18 protein-coding genes and 1 pseudogene are annotated in these 17545 nt (G+C 55.2%); 10 read left to right on the forward strand and 9 right to left on the reverse strand.

The features are described from left to right. Nucleotides 1-33: 33 nt before the first annotated feature. Complete coding sequence (locus ACOOFE_RS00430) at nt 34-1206, reverse strand: glycosyltransferase family 4 protein (RefSeq protein ID WP_420413162.1); 1173 nt, start codon at nt 1204-1206, stop codon at nt 34-36. A gap of 84 nt (nt 1207-1290) precedes the next feature. Here ACOOFE_RS00430 and ACOOFE_RS00435 point away from each other — a divergent pair, with 84 nt between their 5' ends. After that, entirely contained in the window at nt 1291-2064 is a 774-nt protein-coding gene (locus tag ACOOFE_RS00435) for an alpha/beta hydrolase (RefSeq protein ID WP_420413163.1), read from the forward strand. A 5-nt stretch (nt 2065-2069) separates the two neighbouring features. Here ACOOFE_RS00435 and ACOOFE_RS00440 read toward each other — a convergent pair. Next, nucleotides 2070-2711 (reverse strand): annotated as a pseudogene (locus tag ACOOFE_RS00440) (DNA-3-methyladenine glycosylase family protein). 104 nt (nt 2712-2815) lie between these two features. On the opposite strand from ACOOFE_RS00440, the gene gluQRS reads away from it, so the two are divergent. After that, a complete protein-coding gene (gene gluQRS, locus ACOOFE_RS00445; protein ID WP_420413164.1) occupies nt 2816-3700 on the forward strand; it encodes a tRNA glutamyl-Q(34) synthetase GluQRS in 885 nt (294 codons plus the stop codon). A gap of 23 nt (nt 3701-3723) precedes the next feature. Here the strand turns inward: gluQRS and ACOOFE_RS00450 are convergent, their stop codons facing one another. Next, nucleotides 3724-4683 (reverse strand): AEC family transporter, encoded by a 960-nt coding sequence (locus tag ACOOFE_RS00450; protein WP_420413165.1) that lies wholly within the window; start codon nt 4681-4683, stop codon nt 3724-3726. 133 nt (nt 4684-4816) lie between these two features. Between ACOOFE_RS00450 and ACOOFE_RS00455 the strand changes: the two genes are divergently transcribed. Then, the gene (locus tag ACOOFE_RS00455; protein WP_420413166.1) at nt 4817-5998 is read left to right on the forward strand and encodes a hybrid sensor histidine kinase/response regulator; all 1182 of its coding nucleotides are present in this window, start codon (nt 4817-4819) and stop codon (nt 5996-5998) included. Between the two features lie 191 nt (nt 5999-6189). Here the strand turns inward: ACOOFE_RS00455 and ACOOFE_RS00460 are convergent, their stop codons facing one another. Beyond that, nucleotides 6190-6849: a 2-hydroxychromene-2-carboxylate isomerase gene (locus ACOOFE_RS00460; RefSeq protein WP_420413167.1), complete on the reverse strand. Its 660-nt coding sequence runs from the start codon at nt 6847-6849 to the stop codon at nt 6190-6192. 88 nt (nt 6850-6937) lie between these two features. On the opposite strand from ACOOFE_RS00460, the gene ACOOFE_RS00465 reads away from it, so the two are divergent. Next, a complete protein-coding gene (locus tag ACOOFE_RS00465; protein ID WP_420413168.1) occupies nt 6938-7795 on the forward strand; it encodes a phosphatase PAP2 family protein in 858 nt (285 codons plus the stop codon). Between the two features lie 16 nt (nt 7796-7811). Here ACOOFE_RS00465 and ACOOFE_RS00470 read toward each other — a convergent pair whose 3' ends face one another. Both ACOOFE_RS00470 and ACOOFE_RS00475 read right to left on the reverse strand, forming a co-directional pair. After that, a complete protein-coding gene (locus ACOOFE_RS00470) occupies nt 7812-8072 on the reverse strand; it encodes a hypothetical protein (protein WP_420413169.1) in 261 nt (86 codons plus the stop codon). 81 nt (nt 8073-8153) lie between these two features. Then, complete coding sequence (locus tag ACOOFE_RS00475) at nt 8154-8609, reverse strand: low molecular weight protein-tyrosine-phosphatase (RefSeq protein ID WP_420413170.1); 456 nt, start codon at nt 8607-8609, stop codon at nt 8154-8156. Between the two features lie 249 nt (nt 8610-8858). On the opposite strand from ACOOFE_RS00475, the gene ACOOFE_RS00480 reads away from it, so the two are divergent. Further along, nucleotides 8859-9158 (forward strand): 4a-hydroxytetrahydrobiopterin dehydratase, encoded by a 300-nt coding sequence (locus ACOOFE_RS00480; RefSeq protein ID WP_420413171.1) that lies wholly within the window; start codon nt 8859-8861, stop codon nt 9156-9158. 144 nt (nt 9159-9302) lie between these two features. Here ACOOFE_RS00480 and ACOOFE_RS00485 read toward each other — a convergent pair whose 3' ends face one another. Then, a complete protein-coding gene (locus tag ACOOFE_RS00485; protein WP_420413172.1) occupies nt 9303-9548 on the reverse strand; it encodes a sulfurtransferase TusA family protein in 246 nt (81 codons plus the stop codon). 188 nt (nt 9549-9736) lie between these two features. On the opposite strand from ACOOFE_RS00485, the gene ACOOFE_RS00490 reads away from it, so the two are divergent. The 5 genes from ACOOFE_RS00490 (at nt 9737) to ACOOFE_RS00510 (ending at nt 14838) form a co-directional block, all read left to right on the forward strand. After that, complete coding sequence (locus tag ACOOFE_RS00490; RefSeq protein ID WP_420413173.1) at nt 9737-10579, forward strand: substrate-binding periplasmic protein; 843 nt, start codon at nt 9737-9739, stop codon at nt 10577-10579. 81 nt (nt 10580-10660) lie between these two features. After that, entirely contained in the window at nt 10661-11212 is a 552-nt protein-coding gene (locus tag ACOOFE_RS00495) for a DUF924 family protein (RefSeq protein WP_420413174.1), read from the forward strand. A 403-nt stretch (nt 11213-11615) separates the two neighbouring features. Further along, a complete protein-coding gene (locus ACOOFE_RS00500; protein WP_168206276.1) occupies nt 11616-11954 on the forward strand; it encodes a P-II family nitrogen regulator in 339 nt (112 codons plus the stop codon). A 21-nt stretch (nt 11955-11975) separates the two neighbouring features. Continuing rightward, nucleotides 11976-13304 carry an ammonium transporter gene (locus ACOOFE_RS00505; RefSeq protein ID WP_420413175.1) on the forward strand — a complete coding sequence of 443 codons (1329 nt, stop codon included), beginning with the start codon at nt 11976-11978 and terminating at the stop codon, nt 13302-13304. 313 nt (nt 13305-13617) lie between these two features. Next, nucleotides 13618-14838: an ammonium transporter gene (locus tag ACOOFE_RS00510; RefSeq protein WP_420413176.1), complete on the forward strand. Its 1221-nt coding sequence runs from the start codon at nt 13618-13620 to the stop codon at nt 14836-14838. Between the two features lie 69 nt (nt 14839-14907). On the opposite strand, the gene ACOOFE_RS00515 is transcribed toward ACOOFE_RS00510, so the two are convergent. Both ACOOFE_RS00515 and ACOOFE_RS00520 read right to left on the reverse strand, forming a co-directional pair. Further along, nucleotides 14908-16035: a GNAT family N-acetyltransferase gene (locus ACOOFE_RS00515; protein ID WP_420413177.1), complete on the reverse strand. Its 1128-nt coding sequence runs from the start codon at nt 16033-16035 to the stop codon at nt 14908-14910. Further along, nucleotides 16032-17450, reverse strand: a complete 1419-nt coding sequence (locus ACOOFE_RS00520; RefSeq protein ID WP_420413178.1) for a lipopolysaccharide biosynthesis protein — start codon at nt 17448-17450, stop codon at nt 16032-16034. The genes ACOOFE_RS00515 and ACOOFE_RS00520 overlap by 4 nt, the downstream gene beginning before the upstream one ends. Nucleotides 17451-17545 lie beyond the last annotated feature (95 nt).

Below are 17545 nucleotides of genomic sequence, written 5' to 3' on the forward strand. Positions count from 1 at the left end.
AAAATGCTGCGCTCCATCTCAGGGGCTGTGACCTTAAGTCTTAAGAACTTTACGGTAGACATCCAGTGTCTTGGCGCACATGGTTTCGACCGTGAAATTCTCACTGGCGTGGACAAGTCCCCGGCCGGTCAGCGCCAATCGGTCTTCCGGCGTTTTATCAAGGGAGGTTTGGATCGCAGCCGCCAGGGCGTCGCTATCCCCCGGCGGAACCCGCCAGCCAGTCCTTTCTTTTTCTGTGACATCTGGTGGTGCCAGAACCGTTTCCGGGACAGCTCCGAGGTCTGAGACGATCACTGGAACGCGTGCGGCTTGCGCTTCCACGGCCGCACGGCCAAAAGCCTCCGGTTCAATCGAGGCAACCACAGATACATCAGCCAGCGCCATAGCCGCTGGCACATCGGCGCAATGCCCGACCAGCCGGACTTGATCCTGCAGATTCCAATCGGCAATCAGCTTTTTGAGTTCTGCCACATAGCTGTCCCGGCCCTGAGCATCGCCCGCCAATATCGCAATTGGCGCGGAGTTGCCGCTCGCCTTAAGCGAGCCCATTGCTTCGATCAGCACCTTTTGGCCTTTCCAGTAAGTCAGTCTGGCCATGTTTAGGACAATTGGCCGTCCAGTCGGGACACCCCAGCTGTCTTTCAAGGCTTGGCGGCGCAGGGCGCTGACGTTTTCTGGCGCAAGGCCTTTCAAGTCAGAGCCGCGGTGAATCACCGTGATCCGGTCGCGGGCGAACGGATGACGCTCCTTGATCAAGTTGGCGATGTAATTGGAGTTGGCGATCACCGCATCGCCGCGGGCCATGATCGAATTGTAGAGACCCTTGACGATGTTCGTTTGATTGTAACTGCCGTGATACGTGGTCACAAAGGGGATGTGGGTGCGCCGCGCGGCAAACAGTGAAGACCAGGCTGGGGCCCGGCTGCGGGCATGAATGATGTCGACATTCTGCTCTTTGATCAGACCAGCGAGCAGCCCGGCGTTTTTCCAGAGGGTCACCGGGTTTTTCGATTTCACCGGAAGTGTGAAATGAACGGCGCCAACATCTTCCAGATCCCGCACCATTTGCCCGCCTTGACTGGCGACGAGAGCTTTGCCTCCAGCGTCCACAAGCGCGCGGGCAATGTCGACGGTTGTGCGTTCTGCGCCGCCCGAGTTGAGGTCAGGGATCACTTGCAGGACGGTTGGGGCGGCAGACGAGGACACCAGAGGGACTCCGGACAGGCTTTCAAATGACGGGAAGCTGTGTCAAAGGACAGCAGCAAGAGAAATCAGAACAAGAGCCATAATATGGGGACGCAGGAACCGCAATTCATTGAAGCGGGAAAAAAGGGTTGCACGCGGAAAATCGCCGTTTTGAAAGATGCTGGCCGTCAGCCGGGCCTGATGTGGCTCTCTGGTTTCAAATCGGACATGACCGGCACAAAGGCCGAGGAACTTTCGAAGTTTGCCAGGACCAGCGGGCAGGAAGCGGTGCGGTTCGATTACTCCGGGCATGGGCGATCAGACGGCCGATTTGAAGACGTCTGTGTCTCTGACTGGTTGGAAGAAGCAGAAGCGGTCTTCGACACCTGCCTGGATGGAGACACAATACTGGTTGGCTCATCGATGGGCGGCTGGATCGCTCTTTTGTTGGCACTCGCCCGCAAAGACACAAAACGGATCAAGGGCCTGGTGCTGATCGCGCCAGCTGTCGACTTCACCGAAGAGCTGATGTGGAAACAAAGGTTCTCCGATGAGATCCGGGATACGATCTTGAAAGAGGGGCGCTGGGAGCAACCGTCAGAGTACAGCGACGATCGCTATGTCATCACCGCCAAACTGATCGAAGATGGCCGAAAGCATCTGCTCTTTGGCCAATCTCTTCAAATCGGTGCGCCCATCACGATCCTGCAAGGGGCGCTGGACCCGGATGTCCCGCTGGCCCATGCCGAACGGCTGGTCGAAGCTCTGCCGCAGGACGATGTCACCTTTTCTGTTGTGCCAGATGGCGATCATCGCCTCTCCCGGCCACAGGATATCGATCTGCTGCTTCGATCCGTTGCCAATATGTTGGATCAATAGGGCTCTTAGACTGGCAGTGTTTCCTTGCCTTGTTTTTGAACCCGGTACCAAGCCCAAAAGAGGCGTGCGGCAACGGCCCGGTTTGGCGCCCAGTTTGAGGCGATCTTGTCGAGTGTTTTTGGATCCGGTCTCTCGCCCAACTCCAACGCACCGCCGACCGCGACTTGAAGGGCTAGGTCACCGCTCGGGAATATGTCGGGATGACCGGCGCAAAACAGCAAAAAGATATCGGCTGTCCAGCGCCCTATTCCTTTGATTTCGCAAAGTCTGCTGTGCGCATGCTCGGGAGGTGCTGTGGCAAGGCTTTTTAAATCCAATCCGCTGGCGCAGGCGCTGCTGACAGCTCTCAAAGTCCGGATTTTGGGCCGTGACAAGCCCGCACCAGCAAGATCTTCATCCGAAAACTCAGACAGTTGAGGAGCAGTCAACGGGCTCACCAGGCTTTGGAGCCGGGCAAAGATTGCGCTGGCGCTGGCAACAGAGACCTGTTACCCGGTGATGATCTGCGTCAGACCTTCAAAATCGGCGGCGCGGCGCCGGAGCGGTAACGGCCCTGCCAATTCGGCGATCGGTCGCAAGCGTGGATCGGTATCCAGAAGCTGTGCAAGTCCGCGGTTCAGGTCATCTTCTGTGTGAATTGGCATCATGTCGGAAAATCGTGACCGTCCAGTCTTGCGCGCAGATGCGGGAGTGATAGGAACGATTAGCCGTAAAAGACAAGCAGCCCCTAATCAACCGTTCGCAATCCTTCATGTCCGAGCCCGTTTTCCGTTTCGCCCCTTCTCCGAATGGGCATTTGCATCTCGGCCATGCTCTGTCGGCGCTGCTCAATGCCCGGGCGGCAGTGGCACTTCAAGGGCGGTTTTTGGTGCGGGTGGAGGATATTGACCAGACTCGCTGCACGCCCGACCTTGAGCGCGACATGTTTGAGGATCTGGAATGGCTGGGTGTCCCGCTCGATGAGCCGGTTTTGCGGCAGTCCGAGGCTTTTCCGTTGTATCGGAACGCTTTGGAGCGGCTTCAGGACCTAGGTGTTGTTTATCCAGCTTATTTAACCCGCGCCGAAATCAAACGGTTCGTTGCTGACTATGAGAAGGACGGTGCGGTTTGGCCGAGGGATCCTGATGGAGCTCCGATCTATCCCGGAGATGATGCGGTTCTAAGCCCCAAAGAGCAGCAGGATCGGGCGCAAAGTGATGCGGCCTTTGCCTTGCGGTTGAATATGAAAGCAGCCCTAGCGCGGATAGAGACACCGCTCACCTGGCAGGAGTACGGTGCGGAAGGTCCGGCACTCTTTCATGCGCCGAAGCCGGTTCCAGTGGATGCGCTTGCCTGGGGGGATGTTGTCCTGGCCCGCAAGGATACGCCGACCAGTTATCACTTATCCGTTGTTGTCGACGATGCACGGCAGGGAATTACTGATGTGCTTCGAGGCCAGGATCTATACGCGGCCACCAGCGTGCACCGGGTCTTGCAAAGCCTTTTGGGTCTACCGGAGCCGCGTTACCGCCATCACCGGCTGATCCTTGGTGAGGATGGCCGAAAGCTCTCCAAATCCAATCAAGACACCAGCCTGCGCTCCTTGCGGGAAGCAGGTATCTCCCATGCGGACTTGCGCCGCCGGATCGGGCTTTAGAGCATGCCGCATTTAATTGGATTCTAAAGCATATACTCCAGGAACCAGATCCACAGACTGGTTGTCAGCACCGCCAGACCTGTCGTGACCGTGATTGCGTTGGCGGACATGGCATGACCTGTGCCGTATTTATTGGCAAAGACGTACGCGTTGATCCCGGTCGGGCAGGCAGCCGTCAATGTTGCGACCGCGACCCAAAGCGGCGGTAAGGCAAACACATATTGAGCCAATGTGAAAACAATGGCCGGCATGATGAAGATCTTGATCGCTGACAACATCAATCCCGGCAAGATATTGCCGCGCATGCCGTATTGAACCAGGCTCATGCCCAACGAAATCAGTGCCAGAGGCAGCGCCGTTGCGCCGATCCGGTTCAAAAGGTCGCTTGCAAGGTCTGGCAGCTCCAGGCCTGTCATCCGCCATAAGAACGCCGCGATAATTGTGATGACCAGCGGATTGCGGATCAGACTTGCCGCCGCGCGCTTGATCAAGGTGCTGACGGGTGGGCTGTCACCGCCGCTGTCATGCGCTGCTGCCCGTTCCATGACGATCGCCATGGCGACCGTCATGACAGCCAGGTGAATGGAGACAATCAGAAGGAGCGGTACGAGGCCTTCATCGCCATACACTGCGGCAATCAAGGGCATGCCAACCAGAATGGTGTTTGCAAAAGCTGACGAAATCGCGCCAATCGCTCCAGCCCTGGCGTCTCGGCCGAATCCCTTGCGGATCACCAGCGTTCCCAGGATCCAGACACAGGCCACACCCAAAAAATAGCTCGCCCACAGGTCCAGTGGCAAACCGTCTGATAGATCCGCGGTTGTTAGGGTGCGGAATATCAATAATGGAATTGCAACAACATAAATAAATTCCCCCAGAGCAGTGCCAACAGTTTGGTTTAGAATCTTGGCTTTGGCCAAAACATATCCAAAACCAATCAGTAAGAAGACAGGGGCAACGATGGTCAGAGTCTGGAAAAACATGTCATTGTGAAGGCTGGAGGGCGTCAGGATGGACACCAGGTGGCGGGCAAGGTAAGCACACTTGTCATACTGGTGTGCTGAGGCTGGTCACGCAAGCCTCGAAAGCTGCCGTCTCAACATAAGGTCACGCTGAATGGCAGAGCACGATGAGGACAATGTCAATCTTGCCCTCTTGGCGCATGACTTGCGCACCCCGCTCGGTGCGATGCGCTTGGCTGCAGAACTCATTGGGAATGGGCCTTTAAATGAGACGCAAAAGGATCAACTCGATACGCTGCTGAAGGCGGTCGACGCTTTGGACCAGATGACCGGTGAGTTGATTGTTCAGGCAGAGCCTGATCAACACACCAAAGACAAAGCTGTCCCCATTTCATCTGTTGTCTGTGAATGCGCCGATCTTTTCCAAATGGCGGCGGCAAACAAAGGTTTGAAACTAAAAATTAGGCTTCAGGAGCCGGCCGCGAATGCTCTGACTTTGCATAGCGGGCCACTGCGCCGCGCAATCTCTGCACTGTTGGACAATGCAATCAAGTATACGCACGCAGGCCGGGTGACTGTCGAACTGGTTTCGTGTCCGGAACCTGCAAACACAAAAAAGATCTCCGCAAAAAAGCAGAATGGCGGAGAGAGTTCCTTTTGGGTCAGTATTGCAATTACCGATACCGGGCCTGGAATTGATCCAAATGAACGGGTGAACGTGTTTCAGCCTTTCGTTCGCGGAAAAGAAGTGTCCGGTCAAGCGTCTGGGTCGGGTCTAGGGCTTTGGGGAACAATGCAAACGGTCCGGGAAATGGACGGAGCTCTTTCCTTGAGTACCCCGGCAATCGGCGGTTGCCGGTTCGACATTCAAATCCCTGTTGATTACCCGCCAGCCGCGATGGTTGACGGCGAAGACCTGGTTGCTTCTGCCGGGGACGAAGAAATTGTTTTGCCGGAACACGTCCTTATTGTGGACGATAATGACACGAATTGCCGTCTTTTGGCAGCCCTTTTGGAGTGTTATGGGGTGTCTTCTGACATTGCCAATTCGGGTGAGCAAGCAATCAGTTGCGTCGATGATAAGGACTATGATGCGGTGCTGTTGGATCTCAACATGCCCGGCATGAGCGGTGTTGAAACGGCTCAAGCACTGCAGGCCATGCGGCCGGCGCAGGAATTACCTCTCATCGCGGTAACTGCGGCCCTGGAAGCCTTTGGGGACAAGCGTTTGCGCGAAGCCGGTTTTCTAGAAGTTTTGGCCAAGCCACTTTCTCCATCAGCCCTACATGAAGCTTTGGTTCAGGCCCGGCGGAGCAAAAACGTATTTTGGATCTGAGGGCCTGACCTTGGGCTTCTAGTGGATCGAATCCGACATTTGAATCCCGTTTGCGGATGGGCCCTTTTCAAATGTCATATTCAAAAGATCCACTAGAAACAAAGGCTTGGATAGTGGTCTTTAAGACACCAGCATTTGCAAATTTGTGTGCGTCACGGGGATGAAAATGTTGGACTCAAACCACTATTGCATCAGTCTTCGGCAAAACTGGCCGCCAGCTCGAGTGCATCTTCCAAACGGTCGTTGCCCCAAAAGAGTTCTCCATTTGGCAGAACAAAACTTGGTGCGCCAAAGATGCCTTTGTCTTCTGCTTCGCTGACGGCTGCCCGCAACTTGTCTTTGATCTCGGCCGAGTGCGCTGCTTCCAGGATCTGTTTTGCCGGTGCGCCGGCCTCCAGAAGGAGTCCGGCGAGAAATGCTTCATCGGAAATGTCTTCGCCGGTTCCAAAACCGGCTATGAAAACGGCGCGGGTAAAATCCCCAATCCATGGCTGTGTGCGGCCTGCAAGGGCGATGCGGGCGGCTAGAAGTCCTGACTGCGGAAACGGTTCGGGCCTCACAAGGGGCAAGTAGTATCGCTCGCATTGGCGTTCCATATCCCGCCACATATAGCGGCCCTTGGCCGGGTTGAGGTTAAACGGCGAGGTGTCCCAACCCTGCTTCTTGAAGATCGGTCCAAGCAGGAATGGCCGCCAGGATACGGTCACACCACAGTCGCGCGCGAGCGTTTCGATCCGCATGGCAGACAGGTAGCTGTAGGTAGATCCAAACTCGTACCAGAACTCAAGGACAGGCTGTTTGGCCGCTGGCAGCGGAATAACATTGGAGGGTGCGTCAGGTGTTTCTTGCATAACGGCTGATCGGTTTCGAAGGATGTGCCGATTAAGAAACCGGCAGGAAGGGATTGGACGGGCAGCAGGGATGCGCTAAAGAGCGGCCATGAGCGATTTATCTCCGCCAAACCATACTGTGAAGTCTGTCTCACGCAAAGCGGCTGTCTGGTGCATTGCGCACCCGTTTGTTGCTGTTCTGGCGTACATCCTGGTTGTCTCCCTGTTCTTTTTGACCTTTCCTAAAACCGATCTTTGGATCAGCGGTTTGTTTTTTAGCCAAACAGACGGGTTTTGGGCGCAGCACGATCCTTTCTTGCAAAAAGTCAGGCATCTGGGACCGTTTTTGGTTCGGGTAATCGCTATTTGCGCGGTTGCCGTTCTGGTCATCAAGTTGCTGCTGCCAGGGCGGGCACCGATTTTGCCGTTGCGTCAGCCGCTGTTCTTGATTTCGACGCTGATCCTCGGGCCGGGAATTCTGGTCAATTCCATCCTGAAGAACAATTGGGGACGGCCACGACCGCGCTCGATTGAGGAGTTCGGCGGCGAATTGCCCTTTCAACCAGTCTGGAAAATCACAGACTACTGCGAGCGGAATTGCTCATTTGTATCCGGCGAAGGGTCTGCGGGCATCTGGCTCGTATCGATAGCGTTTCTTGTGCCCGCAAGCTGGCGAAAGGCCGTTTTGGCGTTTGTACTACCGCTGTGCTTGGTCCTGTCCATCAATCGTGTGGCCTTTGGCGGGCACTTCTTTTCAGACACAATGCTGTCCTGGGGGCTGACGTTTCTGGTTGTGCTCAGCGTTTATTGGCTGCTCTACCTGAAAAAAACACCTCTGGTGTCTGACCGGGGGCTCGATGAGTGGTTTACGTTGACCGGTCGGCGGTTCCACCGGATTTTCAGACGGCTTTTTGTACGCGCGCGTTTAAAAGTGCGATCTGCTATCCAGACTGCATCTGAGAAGTAGGCGAAGCCTGCACCGCTTATTTATTCCGGGGCCGGGTGCGTTTGAGGATGCGGGCAAAGCGAAGGGGTGACCGATCTTCGATCCACGTGAAGACACCGTTTAAATGCGGCGTTGATTTTCTCCGCTTCCGCAACAGGCGGGCGGCAGTCCGGCTGCTGCCGATGATGACGACACCTCCAAGCGCCAAAAGCGGCACGCCGGTTGGAATCGGCAACCAGACGGTCGCCAACCCAAGCAAGATTAGAAATGCGGCCAGAGACCACCACAAGAGTTTCATGAATGCGCCAAGTCCTGAAGCTATAGGCTCCTGATTAGCGCAGATAATGAGACGGATTTATGAAGCCGTCAGTGGCATGTTTCACATGTGCTTTGTAATCGTTGTGAGCAAGGAGTGGCTGCCCTGATCAATCAGCTGGTAAACCTGCTCAAACCCATCCTCGCCGCCATAATAAGGATCGGGTACATCCTTCGCTGGATCGTTCAAGAACAATCGAAGGCCCGGGTGGTCGAGTTGAGATCGGGAAGAGAGGGTTTCCAAATTCTCTGTGTCCATCGCGAGGATCAGGTCAAACCTATTAAAGTCCTCTGCAATCACTTGGCGTGCTCTTTGGCGGGAGATGTCGATCCCGTATTTGGCGGCAACTTCAATTGATCTTGGGTCCGGCGGGTTGCCAGCGTGCCAAGCGCCGGTACCGGCAGAATCAATATGAATATGGTCTGTAAGGCCAGCTTTATGAACAGCATCCCGAAACACCCCTTCGGCGAGCGGGGAGCGGCAGATGTTACCAAGGCATACGAATAGCACTGAAGTCATGGGCTAGGGTTCGGACTCATAAATGAGATGGTATTGGCGATAGTTCGCGAGGAAGTGGCCGCTGGCCGGGTCCATACCCTAGACAAAGCGGCCCTTTGCCGAACTGTCAAGACGCTGTGAGCTTAACGGAACTGTGTGCCGCCAGTGTTTCGGGATATAGTCCGCTCCGTGTCCAGATTAGGCGAATGCCGTGAGATCGGTATCAAGGATGCTGGCAAACAGCAGGTAGGACTTTTGCGGGAGAGTGAGATGGCGGAGCGGTTGAAGCCGGAAGATCGTGCTGCAGGATTGCAGGAACTTCCAAATTGGCACTTAGTGCCGGGGCGGGAGGCGATCTCCCGATCTTTCAAGTTTAAGGACTTTCAGGAAGCCTTCGCCTTCATGACAGTTGTGGCCTTTGCGGCGGAGAAAGTGAACCATCATCCTGAGTGGTCAAACGTCTATCGGACAGTTGACATCGTGCTGGCGACCCATGACGTAGGCGGCCTCAGTCAGCTGGATATGGAATTGGCCCGAAAAATCGATGTCATCTCGGGCCGGTTCAAGTGAAGTTATCCAGCGCCTTAGTTATGTGTGGAACTTTTCTGTGCCGACCCCAATAAGTCTATTTGATCTGGTTGGTTTGTAAGCCGGTCGATCCGAATTGGCTGTCCCAGGAAACTTGGGGTGTTGTTCAATAGCTGCCAGTCGGTTCTATTTCGCCGAAACCTTTTGTAAGCGGAACTGGTGACCGGTTTCTGTACGGGCTGCTTCGATCAAGGTGTGCCCATGTTCCTGGCAGAAATGGGGAATATCTATTTCGGCCATCGGATCTGTGGTCAGAATTGTCAGTTCTTCACCGGGGCTGAGTTTTGAGAGCGCTTTTTTGGTCTTGAGGACCGGAAGCGGGCATTTTAGGCCCATCAGATCGAGCAGATTACGTGTCACCTTAGTGTCCATTTTTCAAACAGGCATTTCTCTCAAAGATAAACAGTCAACGATGACTGGAAAAATTGCAGGAATTCCTGAATTTCTAGTGTGCATGTTCCGGTTTCTAGACGCTCAGCGTTCGGGCGTTTCTCCACTTAAGCCTTCTTAAAGGTCTGAGCAATTTACTTATAGGCAAAATTACCAAAGGGAAGGCTCTCATGAGGAACCTTTGCATCGCTCTTTGTCTTTTGTGTGCTTTAGCGGTTCTGCCGGGCAAGGCTCAGTCTGACCCCGTTGGTCTTACGCTCGTCACTCAGAGTTTCGCGCCACTGCAGTTTGCCAAGGATAATGAGCCGGCAGGTTATGTCGCCGATTTTTTGCTTGAGGCTCTTAACCGGGTCAATAATGACGGCCGTCCTGTAGACGTCGAGGCTTTTGAATTCCTGCCGTGGAAGCGGGCCATGCTCATGGCTGAAACGCAGCCCAATACCCTGTTTTTTTCCTTGTCCCGAACACCTGAGCGGGAAGACAAATTCATTTGGTTGGGTGAAGTCTCTCCCTACGGCCAGTACCTCTATCAATTGAAGAGGCAGCCTCCCATTCAAACCGCAGGTTTGAAGGATCTTTTGAAAAAAGACTACCGCATCGGTGTGCAAAGGGGCAGCAGCCAACACAGCTATTTTCAGGATTTGGGCGTGCGGGATGCCTCGACGCTGGTCCATATGACCAGCTACCAGCAGGGCATTGATATGCTGTACCTCGGCCGGATTGATCTTTTGCCGTTGACCGGCTTCCTGTCAAAGGGAACGGTCTGCGCGCGCGGGCATGACGGCACTCAGTTGCAGCCGGTGGTTTACATCAAAGAGCTCGCCAAGCCGCTCTGGGCCGTATTCAGCAAAGGGACTGATCCAGAACTTGTTGCTGCAGTCCAAGAGGAAATGAAGAACCTGCGCGAGGAGGGGTTTTGGGAACAGCGCTTCAATCACCATGTTGGGCTTTGGCAAGAGATTGCCTGCGATGCAGTTGCAATCACTGAGCCGGAAATGGTTTCTGCTGACTAACAGGTTTTTCGATTGTAGGTTCTGCATCAAAGGCGCGTTTCCGCGTTGTCACTCCCTAATATGGTTTTGGAATGTTTGATCATGACTACTGAGCTGCCGTCTTCAATAGATGTTCTCGACTTCTGGTGGGACGCGGGGGCGTCCAAATGGTTCGCCAAGGACGATAAATTCGATGCACGCTGCCGGGACATGTTTCTGCCGGCGATCGAAGCCGCACAGCGCGGGGACCTCGCCAGCTGGACGGAAACGCCAGACGGTGCCCTTGCTGTAATCCTGCTGCTCGATCAGTTCACTCGAAATGTTTTCAGAGGATCTGGACGGGCTTTCGAGGCTGATTCAAAAGCTGTCGAAATCGCCAGGGCTTCGGTTGAGAGGGGATTTGACCGTGCATTTCCCAAAGAAGCCCGGGTGTTTTTCTATCTGCCGTTTGAGCATTCGGAGGATATGGCGGACCAGGAGCTGTCCGTCGACCTTTGTAAAGCGCTGGGCGATATGAGCTATTATCATTATGCGCTCATTCATATGGATGTGATCCGCCGGTTCGGCCGGTTTCCGCACCGCAACAAGGTTCTGGGCCGTCAATCGACCGAGGCGGAAATTGCGTTTCTGGAAAATGGCGGTTTTTCAGCCTAACAGGCAGCCCATCGGTCAGGTTTAGAGCGGCAGCACTTAGTGTGCTGCCGTTTTTTTATGCGTGTTTGCGGCGCACAAAAAATTTGCATATTTTTTAATCGCCTTAATGTTGGCTGGCTATTTTTTGGGCAAATTCCATGCCTGGAAATCGATCAATCCAATTGCTGATACTGGGCCTCTGAACGGTGTTCCGGGTTTCGAACGCGCAGAATTCTGCCATTCCTCATCAAAGAATCCGAAGTTGGCACGGTCCTTGAAAAGAAAGGGGCGACACTGGTTCGTGCGCCGGTCGCCTGGCGCAAGAAAGATCCGAACCCTTCCAGAGGGGATCAAGGACACGAACGGACTGGTAGCTGAGCTTCTTCGCCGGGAAGGGGCGCTACAGAGGGGAATGGAACGAGCAATGAAAATAGTGATGGCCATCATCAAGCCGTTCAAGCTCGACGAAGTGCGCGATGCATTGACCGGCATCGGCATCCAGGGGCTGACGGTCACGGAAGTCAAAGGCTATGGCCGCCAAAAGGGCCACACCGAGATCTACCGCGGCACTGAATACGCGGTCAGCTTTTTGCCGAAGCTGAAAATCGAAGTCGCTGTTGATGCCGGATCTGTCGACAAGGTTGTCGAAATGATCTCCGGGGCAGCCAAAACCGGTCAGATCGGCGACGGCAAGATCTTCGTCTATTCGATCGACCAGGTCGTTCGCATCCGCACCGGCGAAACCGACGCCGAAGCTCTGTGATTTAGGTAAGGAAACGTAACCATGAAAAAACTAGTCGCTAAGGGCGCGGCGTCCCTGGCTCTTCTGAGCCTCAGCGCTTTGCCGGTACTGGCCCAGGATGCAGAAGCTGCGCCGGCCGTCTCTCCGGAAGTCGCTTATATCTTCAACACTCTCCTGTTCCTGATGGGCGGATTCCTGGTCATGTGGATGGCTGCCGGCTTTGCAATGCTGGAAGCAGGCCTTGTCCGCTCCAAGAACGTCTCCATGCAGTGTCTGAAGAACATTACTCTCTACTCCATCGCGGGTCTGATGTTCTGGATCACCGGATACAACCTGATGTACACCGGCGTTGACGGCGGTTTCATGGGGTCCTTCGGCCCGTATTCCTTCGACCCGGTCGGTGGCGATGCACTCGATACCGGGTACTCAACCGCGTCTGACTGGTTCTTCCAGATGGTGTTTGTGGCAACTGCGGCGTCGATCGTCTCCGGAACTCTCGCTGAGCGGATCAAGCTGTGGCCGTTCCTTGGCTTTACCGTTGTTCTGACAGGCTTCATCTACCCGATCGCAGGTTCCTGGCAGTGGGGTGCTGGCTGGCTCTCCGAAATGGGCTTCTCCGATTTCGCCGGCTCTACGCTCGTTCACTCCGTTGGCGGGTGGGCAGCTCTTGCTGGTGCGCTGATCCTGGGTGCCCGTAAAGGCAAATACGGTTCTGACGGTGTTGTGCACCCGATGCCGGGCTCTTCCATGCCGCTGGCAACACTCGGTACTTTCATCCTGTGGCTCGGCTGGTTCGGCTTCAACGGTGCATCCCAGCTCGCAATGGGCACCATCAGCGACGTGACAGACATCTCCCGCATCTTCGCCAACACCAACATGGCAGCAGCTGCCGGTGTGATTGCGGTCGTTGTCCTGACCCAGGTTCTCTACAAGAAGGTCGACGTGACCATGGCGCTCAACGGTGCGCTTGCAGGTCTTGTCTCCATCACTGCTGAGCCGCTGGCTCCAAGCATCTGGCAGGCCGTCTTCATCGGTGCCATCGGTGGCGTAATCGTGGTCTTCACAGTTCCGCTGCTCGACAAGCTGAAAATCGACGACGTTGTTGGCGCCATCCCGGTTCACCTGATTGCAGGTATCTGGGGCACGCTGATCGTACCGCTGTCCAACGGTGACACCTCTTACGTCACGCAGATCATCGGTATCGTTGCCTACGGTGTCTTCACCTTCGTGATCTCCGGCATCGTCTGGTACGCCCTGAAAGCCGCTGTCGGCATCCGGGTATCCGACGAAGAAGAAGCTCTGGGTCTCGACAAGGTCGAAGTTGGCGTCGAAGCCTACCCGGAATTCGGAACCGGTTCCCAGCGCCTCTAAGGCAGGCGCTGGCCAAAGATATCTCCCAGGCGGTCTATTGGCTCGGACCGCAAACTTGGAACCCCGGGGTTTATTCCCCGGGGCTTTTTTGTCTTTTCTAAAGGAGTTTCTTCTTTAGGCTAAAAATTAGGCAAGTGACCGCAAATCAATCACCGTGTTCCGGCTGCGGTGTCAGCGTGGTCTTACTAATTGACGCAAATATCCGCAGAAATCTGCGTAATTTTCGATCAAATGCCTGTTTGGCATCCATTTTGAAAGCAGAGATCCCCGAAAAGCACAAACAAAGGGCTGTTTGCCTAATTGGGGGTCACATATGGATACGCCATCCGTTGGCGGGGACGTCTTTTTTGTTCTCGTCGGAGCCATTCTCGTTTTCGCCATGCATGGCGGGTTTGCCTTCCTCGAAGTCGGGACTGTCCGGCACAAAAACCAGGTGAACGCCCTGGTGAAAATCCTGGTCGACTTTGCAATCTCGACCGTTGCCTATTTCTTCGTCGGCTTCACCTTTGCCTATGGCACGAGCTTGTTTGTCGATGCTGCGACCCTATCCGGCGGTGGGGAAGGTTTTGAGCTTCAGGGCCTTACTCTGGTGAAGTTCTTCTTCCTGACCACATTTGCGGCGGCCATCCCGGCGATTATCTCCGGCGGCATTGCCGAACGCATGAAGTTTCTGCCGCAATGTCTTGCAACAGCTGCTCTGGTCGGCATCGCCTATCCGCTGTTCGAAGGCATGATCTGGAACGGAAATTTCGGTTTCCAGGGGTGGCTTGAAGCGTCTTTCGGGGCGGGTTTCCACGACTTTGCCGGATCCGTGGTTGTTCACGGCGTTGGCGGCTGGATCGCGCTCGCAGCTGTTCTTTTGCTCGGTGCGCGCCGGGGCCGGTATGACAAAAACGGCCGCCCGATTGGCATTCCGCCGTCGTCCATTCCGTGGCTGGCCATGGGCTCCTGGATGCTCTGTGTCGGCTGGTTCGGCTTTAACGTTATGACGGCGGCATCGCTTGAATCTGCTTCCGGTCTTGTGGCGATCAACTCGCTGATGGCCATGGTCGGCGGTATCTTGACCGCGCTGATTGCCGGGCGGAATGACCCTGGTTTTGTTCACAACGGAGCTTTGGCAGGGCTGGTCGCAGTCTGCGCCGGCTCTGACGTCATGCACCCGGTTGGCAGTTTGATCGTCGGCGGTGTGGCCGGTGTCATCTTCGTCAAGGGCTTCGAGTTCTGCCAGAACAAACTGAAGATTGATGACGTGCTCGGCGTCTGGCCGTTGCATGGTATCTGTGGTGCCTGGGGCGGGATCGCTGCCGGTATCTTCGGCTTGGAAGCCCTTGGCGGTATGGGTGGTGTCGCTCTGCCATCTCAGATCATTGGTACGATTGTCGGTCTGGCCTATGCGTTCGCAGTTGGTTTCGTTGTCTACGGGATCTTGAAGGCTGCGACCGGACTGCGCTTGTCCGCAGAAGAAGAACACATGGGGGCTGACCTTGCGATTCATCGCATCAGCGCCAACCCGGAAAGCGACCTTGGTCGCTGATTTCCGGTTTGAAAACAAGAACAGCCACCCTCAGTTATGTTGAGGGTGGCAAATGCTTTATAAGCGAATTCAGTCGATCAATGCCTTCAAAGCTCTCGCTTTTTTCCGCAAGGATTGTTCAACCTTGAGATCGGTTGCTGCGAGCCCCGCCAAAGCCGAGCCAACCGCACCTTTGGCCAGCAAAAGCGTTCCCACTTGAACCCGGCCCCGCCACAATGCGCCGATCATCGGATGTCCTGGAATTGCAAGGGAATCCGCTTTGATGAAGCCGGGTGTCTCTAGGTTTTTTCGGAGCGCAATGATTGCGATCTGAGACCCTGGAGAGGACCGCGCAAAGGTCTCGTCAAAAGCGATCTTCCAGGAAAAAATCCGGCCGTTTTCCAAAAACAGAACAAGTGCAGCAACTAGCGTGTCGCCCGCCCACAATTGATCGATGCGCACTCTGTTCCGGGCTGACAGGTTTTGGATAGCTTCCCGTGAAAAAGTGGCAGTTTCCGGAGTGTTGGCGAGCGCCGTTCCTGCCCGGCCTTTCCATCCTTTGGCTTCCAGCTCTAGAAATGCTTCAAAACCGGCAATCGTTTCCTTGCCCAAAAGATGCCGGACGGCAATCGGTCCATGATCTTCCAAACGGCGTAACTGACGCTGCATTTCCTTGCGCCGTTTGCCATGAAACGCAGCTTCATACTGAGTTGCCCCAAGGTCTCCGGAGCCATGTCCGGCCCGTTCCACCAATTGGCTCCATCCAGCGGTCCAGTCATCGGCTTTTAAGGCGAGTTGGGCAAGTCGGCTGGTCTTGGGCAGAAATGGCAAGGCGAGTGTATTTGAAGAGCCGGCCGCTGATTTTAGGAAGAGGGCAATTGCATCTGCTGGAGCGTCCGGATGGAGGAGCGGTGTCCCGAGCGGGGCATAATGCGATGTCCAGGCAGTATTGATCGGCATGGCCAAACCGGCTGGCCGCCGTCCAATCGGGGCTGTTAGCAGCCAGTCTCCGCTTGACCTGTCCCGTACCACAATGAGTTGGACGCTTTTGGCTGGAAAAGCGCGAAGATAGGGCTGCAGAAAACTCGGTGTGAAAAAAGGATTGGGATCGCATGCAACCCCAGCAAGGCCCTGCCATTGGTCAAGCGGTAAGTTCGCCGCCAATGGATCCAACCAGACAGCTTCAAGCTGATCCTGTTTTTCGGAAAGACCGGTCAAACGGCAGGGTTCCTAGGGTGAAACAACAAGGGGACAATAAAGGTCGTGATATTGAGCTTGTATTTTGCAGCCAATGCAAGCGCTGTGGTTTCAAATAAAATTGCACAACTCGTTGCGATTGCAGCCCCGGCCAAGCCAAGCCACGGGATCATGATCAGATTGAGCACAACATTCAGGACAAATGTCGCTCCATAAATGCCAGCGCAGGTTTTTTGTAAGCCGGTCATGGTCAGCAGGGCATCGGCGGGACCAATCGAGGCCCGGGCCAGTACACCAATCATCAGAAGGGCAATCAGCCAAAACCCGTCTTCAAAACCGGCGCCGAACAGGCGTAGCAATAAGGGGGCAATCAGCAGCAAGCCTGCACCAGCAGCCAAAGAGGGCCAGAACGTCCAGCTGACCGCTTGGCGGACATAGGCAGCAAGGCCGTCCATGTCACCGCTGTGCAGGTAACGCGAAAAGCGGTGCGCGGAGGCCGCACGCACAGCAAAATAGACAAAATGCACCAGTGCTAAAGTTTTGGAGGCTGCAAAATAAACAGCGACCTGATCCGGGTCCTCAAAGAAGCTGACCATGATCACATCTGCGCTTGTGATCAGCTGCAAAAAGCCATCAACCGCAAGCATCGGCAATGAAACCAGGAACCAGAGTTTCAGATCCGTGGTCTTGGCTTTGTCCGGCAAGGAAGGCTTCAAGCGAACGTTGAGGTGCATATGCTGATAAAGCGCGACCAGAAGAGCGGAAAGAACCGCAGCATAGGCGGCCGTCAACGCGGTCGCACCCAAGCCAAAGGCGATCACAATCACCAGAATGATCAAAAGTGCCGCTGGCCGCCAGATATAGGTCGGCAGCATGGCGAGGAATGGCCAATCGTGACTGCGTGCAATGCCATCCTGGGCCATGGCATATGCAAAAAAGGGCAGAGCGAGCAGCGTCACTGACAGCGGTGCCACATAGGACGCATCAATCACCGGACGGAATAGCGCAATCGCGGCGATTCCGAGCGCGGCTATTCCTGTGCCGGCAATGAGAGCAGACAACCGGCTGGTGCGAATGAACCCGCGCAGGCTGGCGGGATCCTCGGCTTGCCGGTACTTGGGGATGAACTTGCTTGCAGAGGCCGAAAAACCGCCACAGGCCATCACGCCAAGGATTATGACGACAGTCCAAGCCACGGCGAATATTCCGTAGTCATGCGCGCCAAGCAACCGGGCAAGAACAACTTGAGACAGATAGGCGAGCGCAGCTCCACCGACGCGGATCGCGAATGTGAACAAGGCCATCAATTGGGCGGCCTGATTGTCCGATCCATTGGCGCCAAGAAGACCGGCAATCCGTTTTGCCACGTCTTCGAGGCGCGCTGCCAAGGGAAAATTTAGCAGGCGGGTAGGTGTCGGATTGTCCGGAGACTGCACGAAAAGGTCCTTTATGCGTATTCTTCCGTATTTATGACATGGGGACATTAACATTCCGTGGCTTCCTGCCGCTCTTGAACTGGCTGCCGAGCGGG

This window comes from Roseibium sp., assembly GCF_965216085.1.
Classification (GTDB): Bacteria; Pseudomonadota; Alphaproteobacteria; order Rhizobiales; family Stappiaceae; genus Roseibium.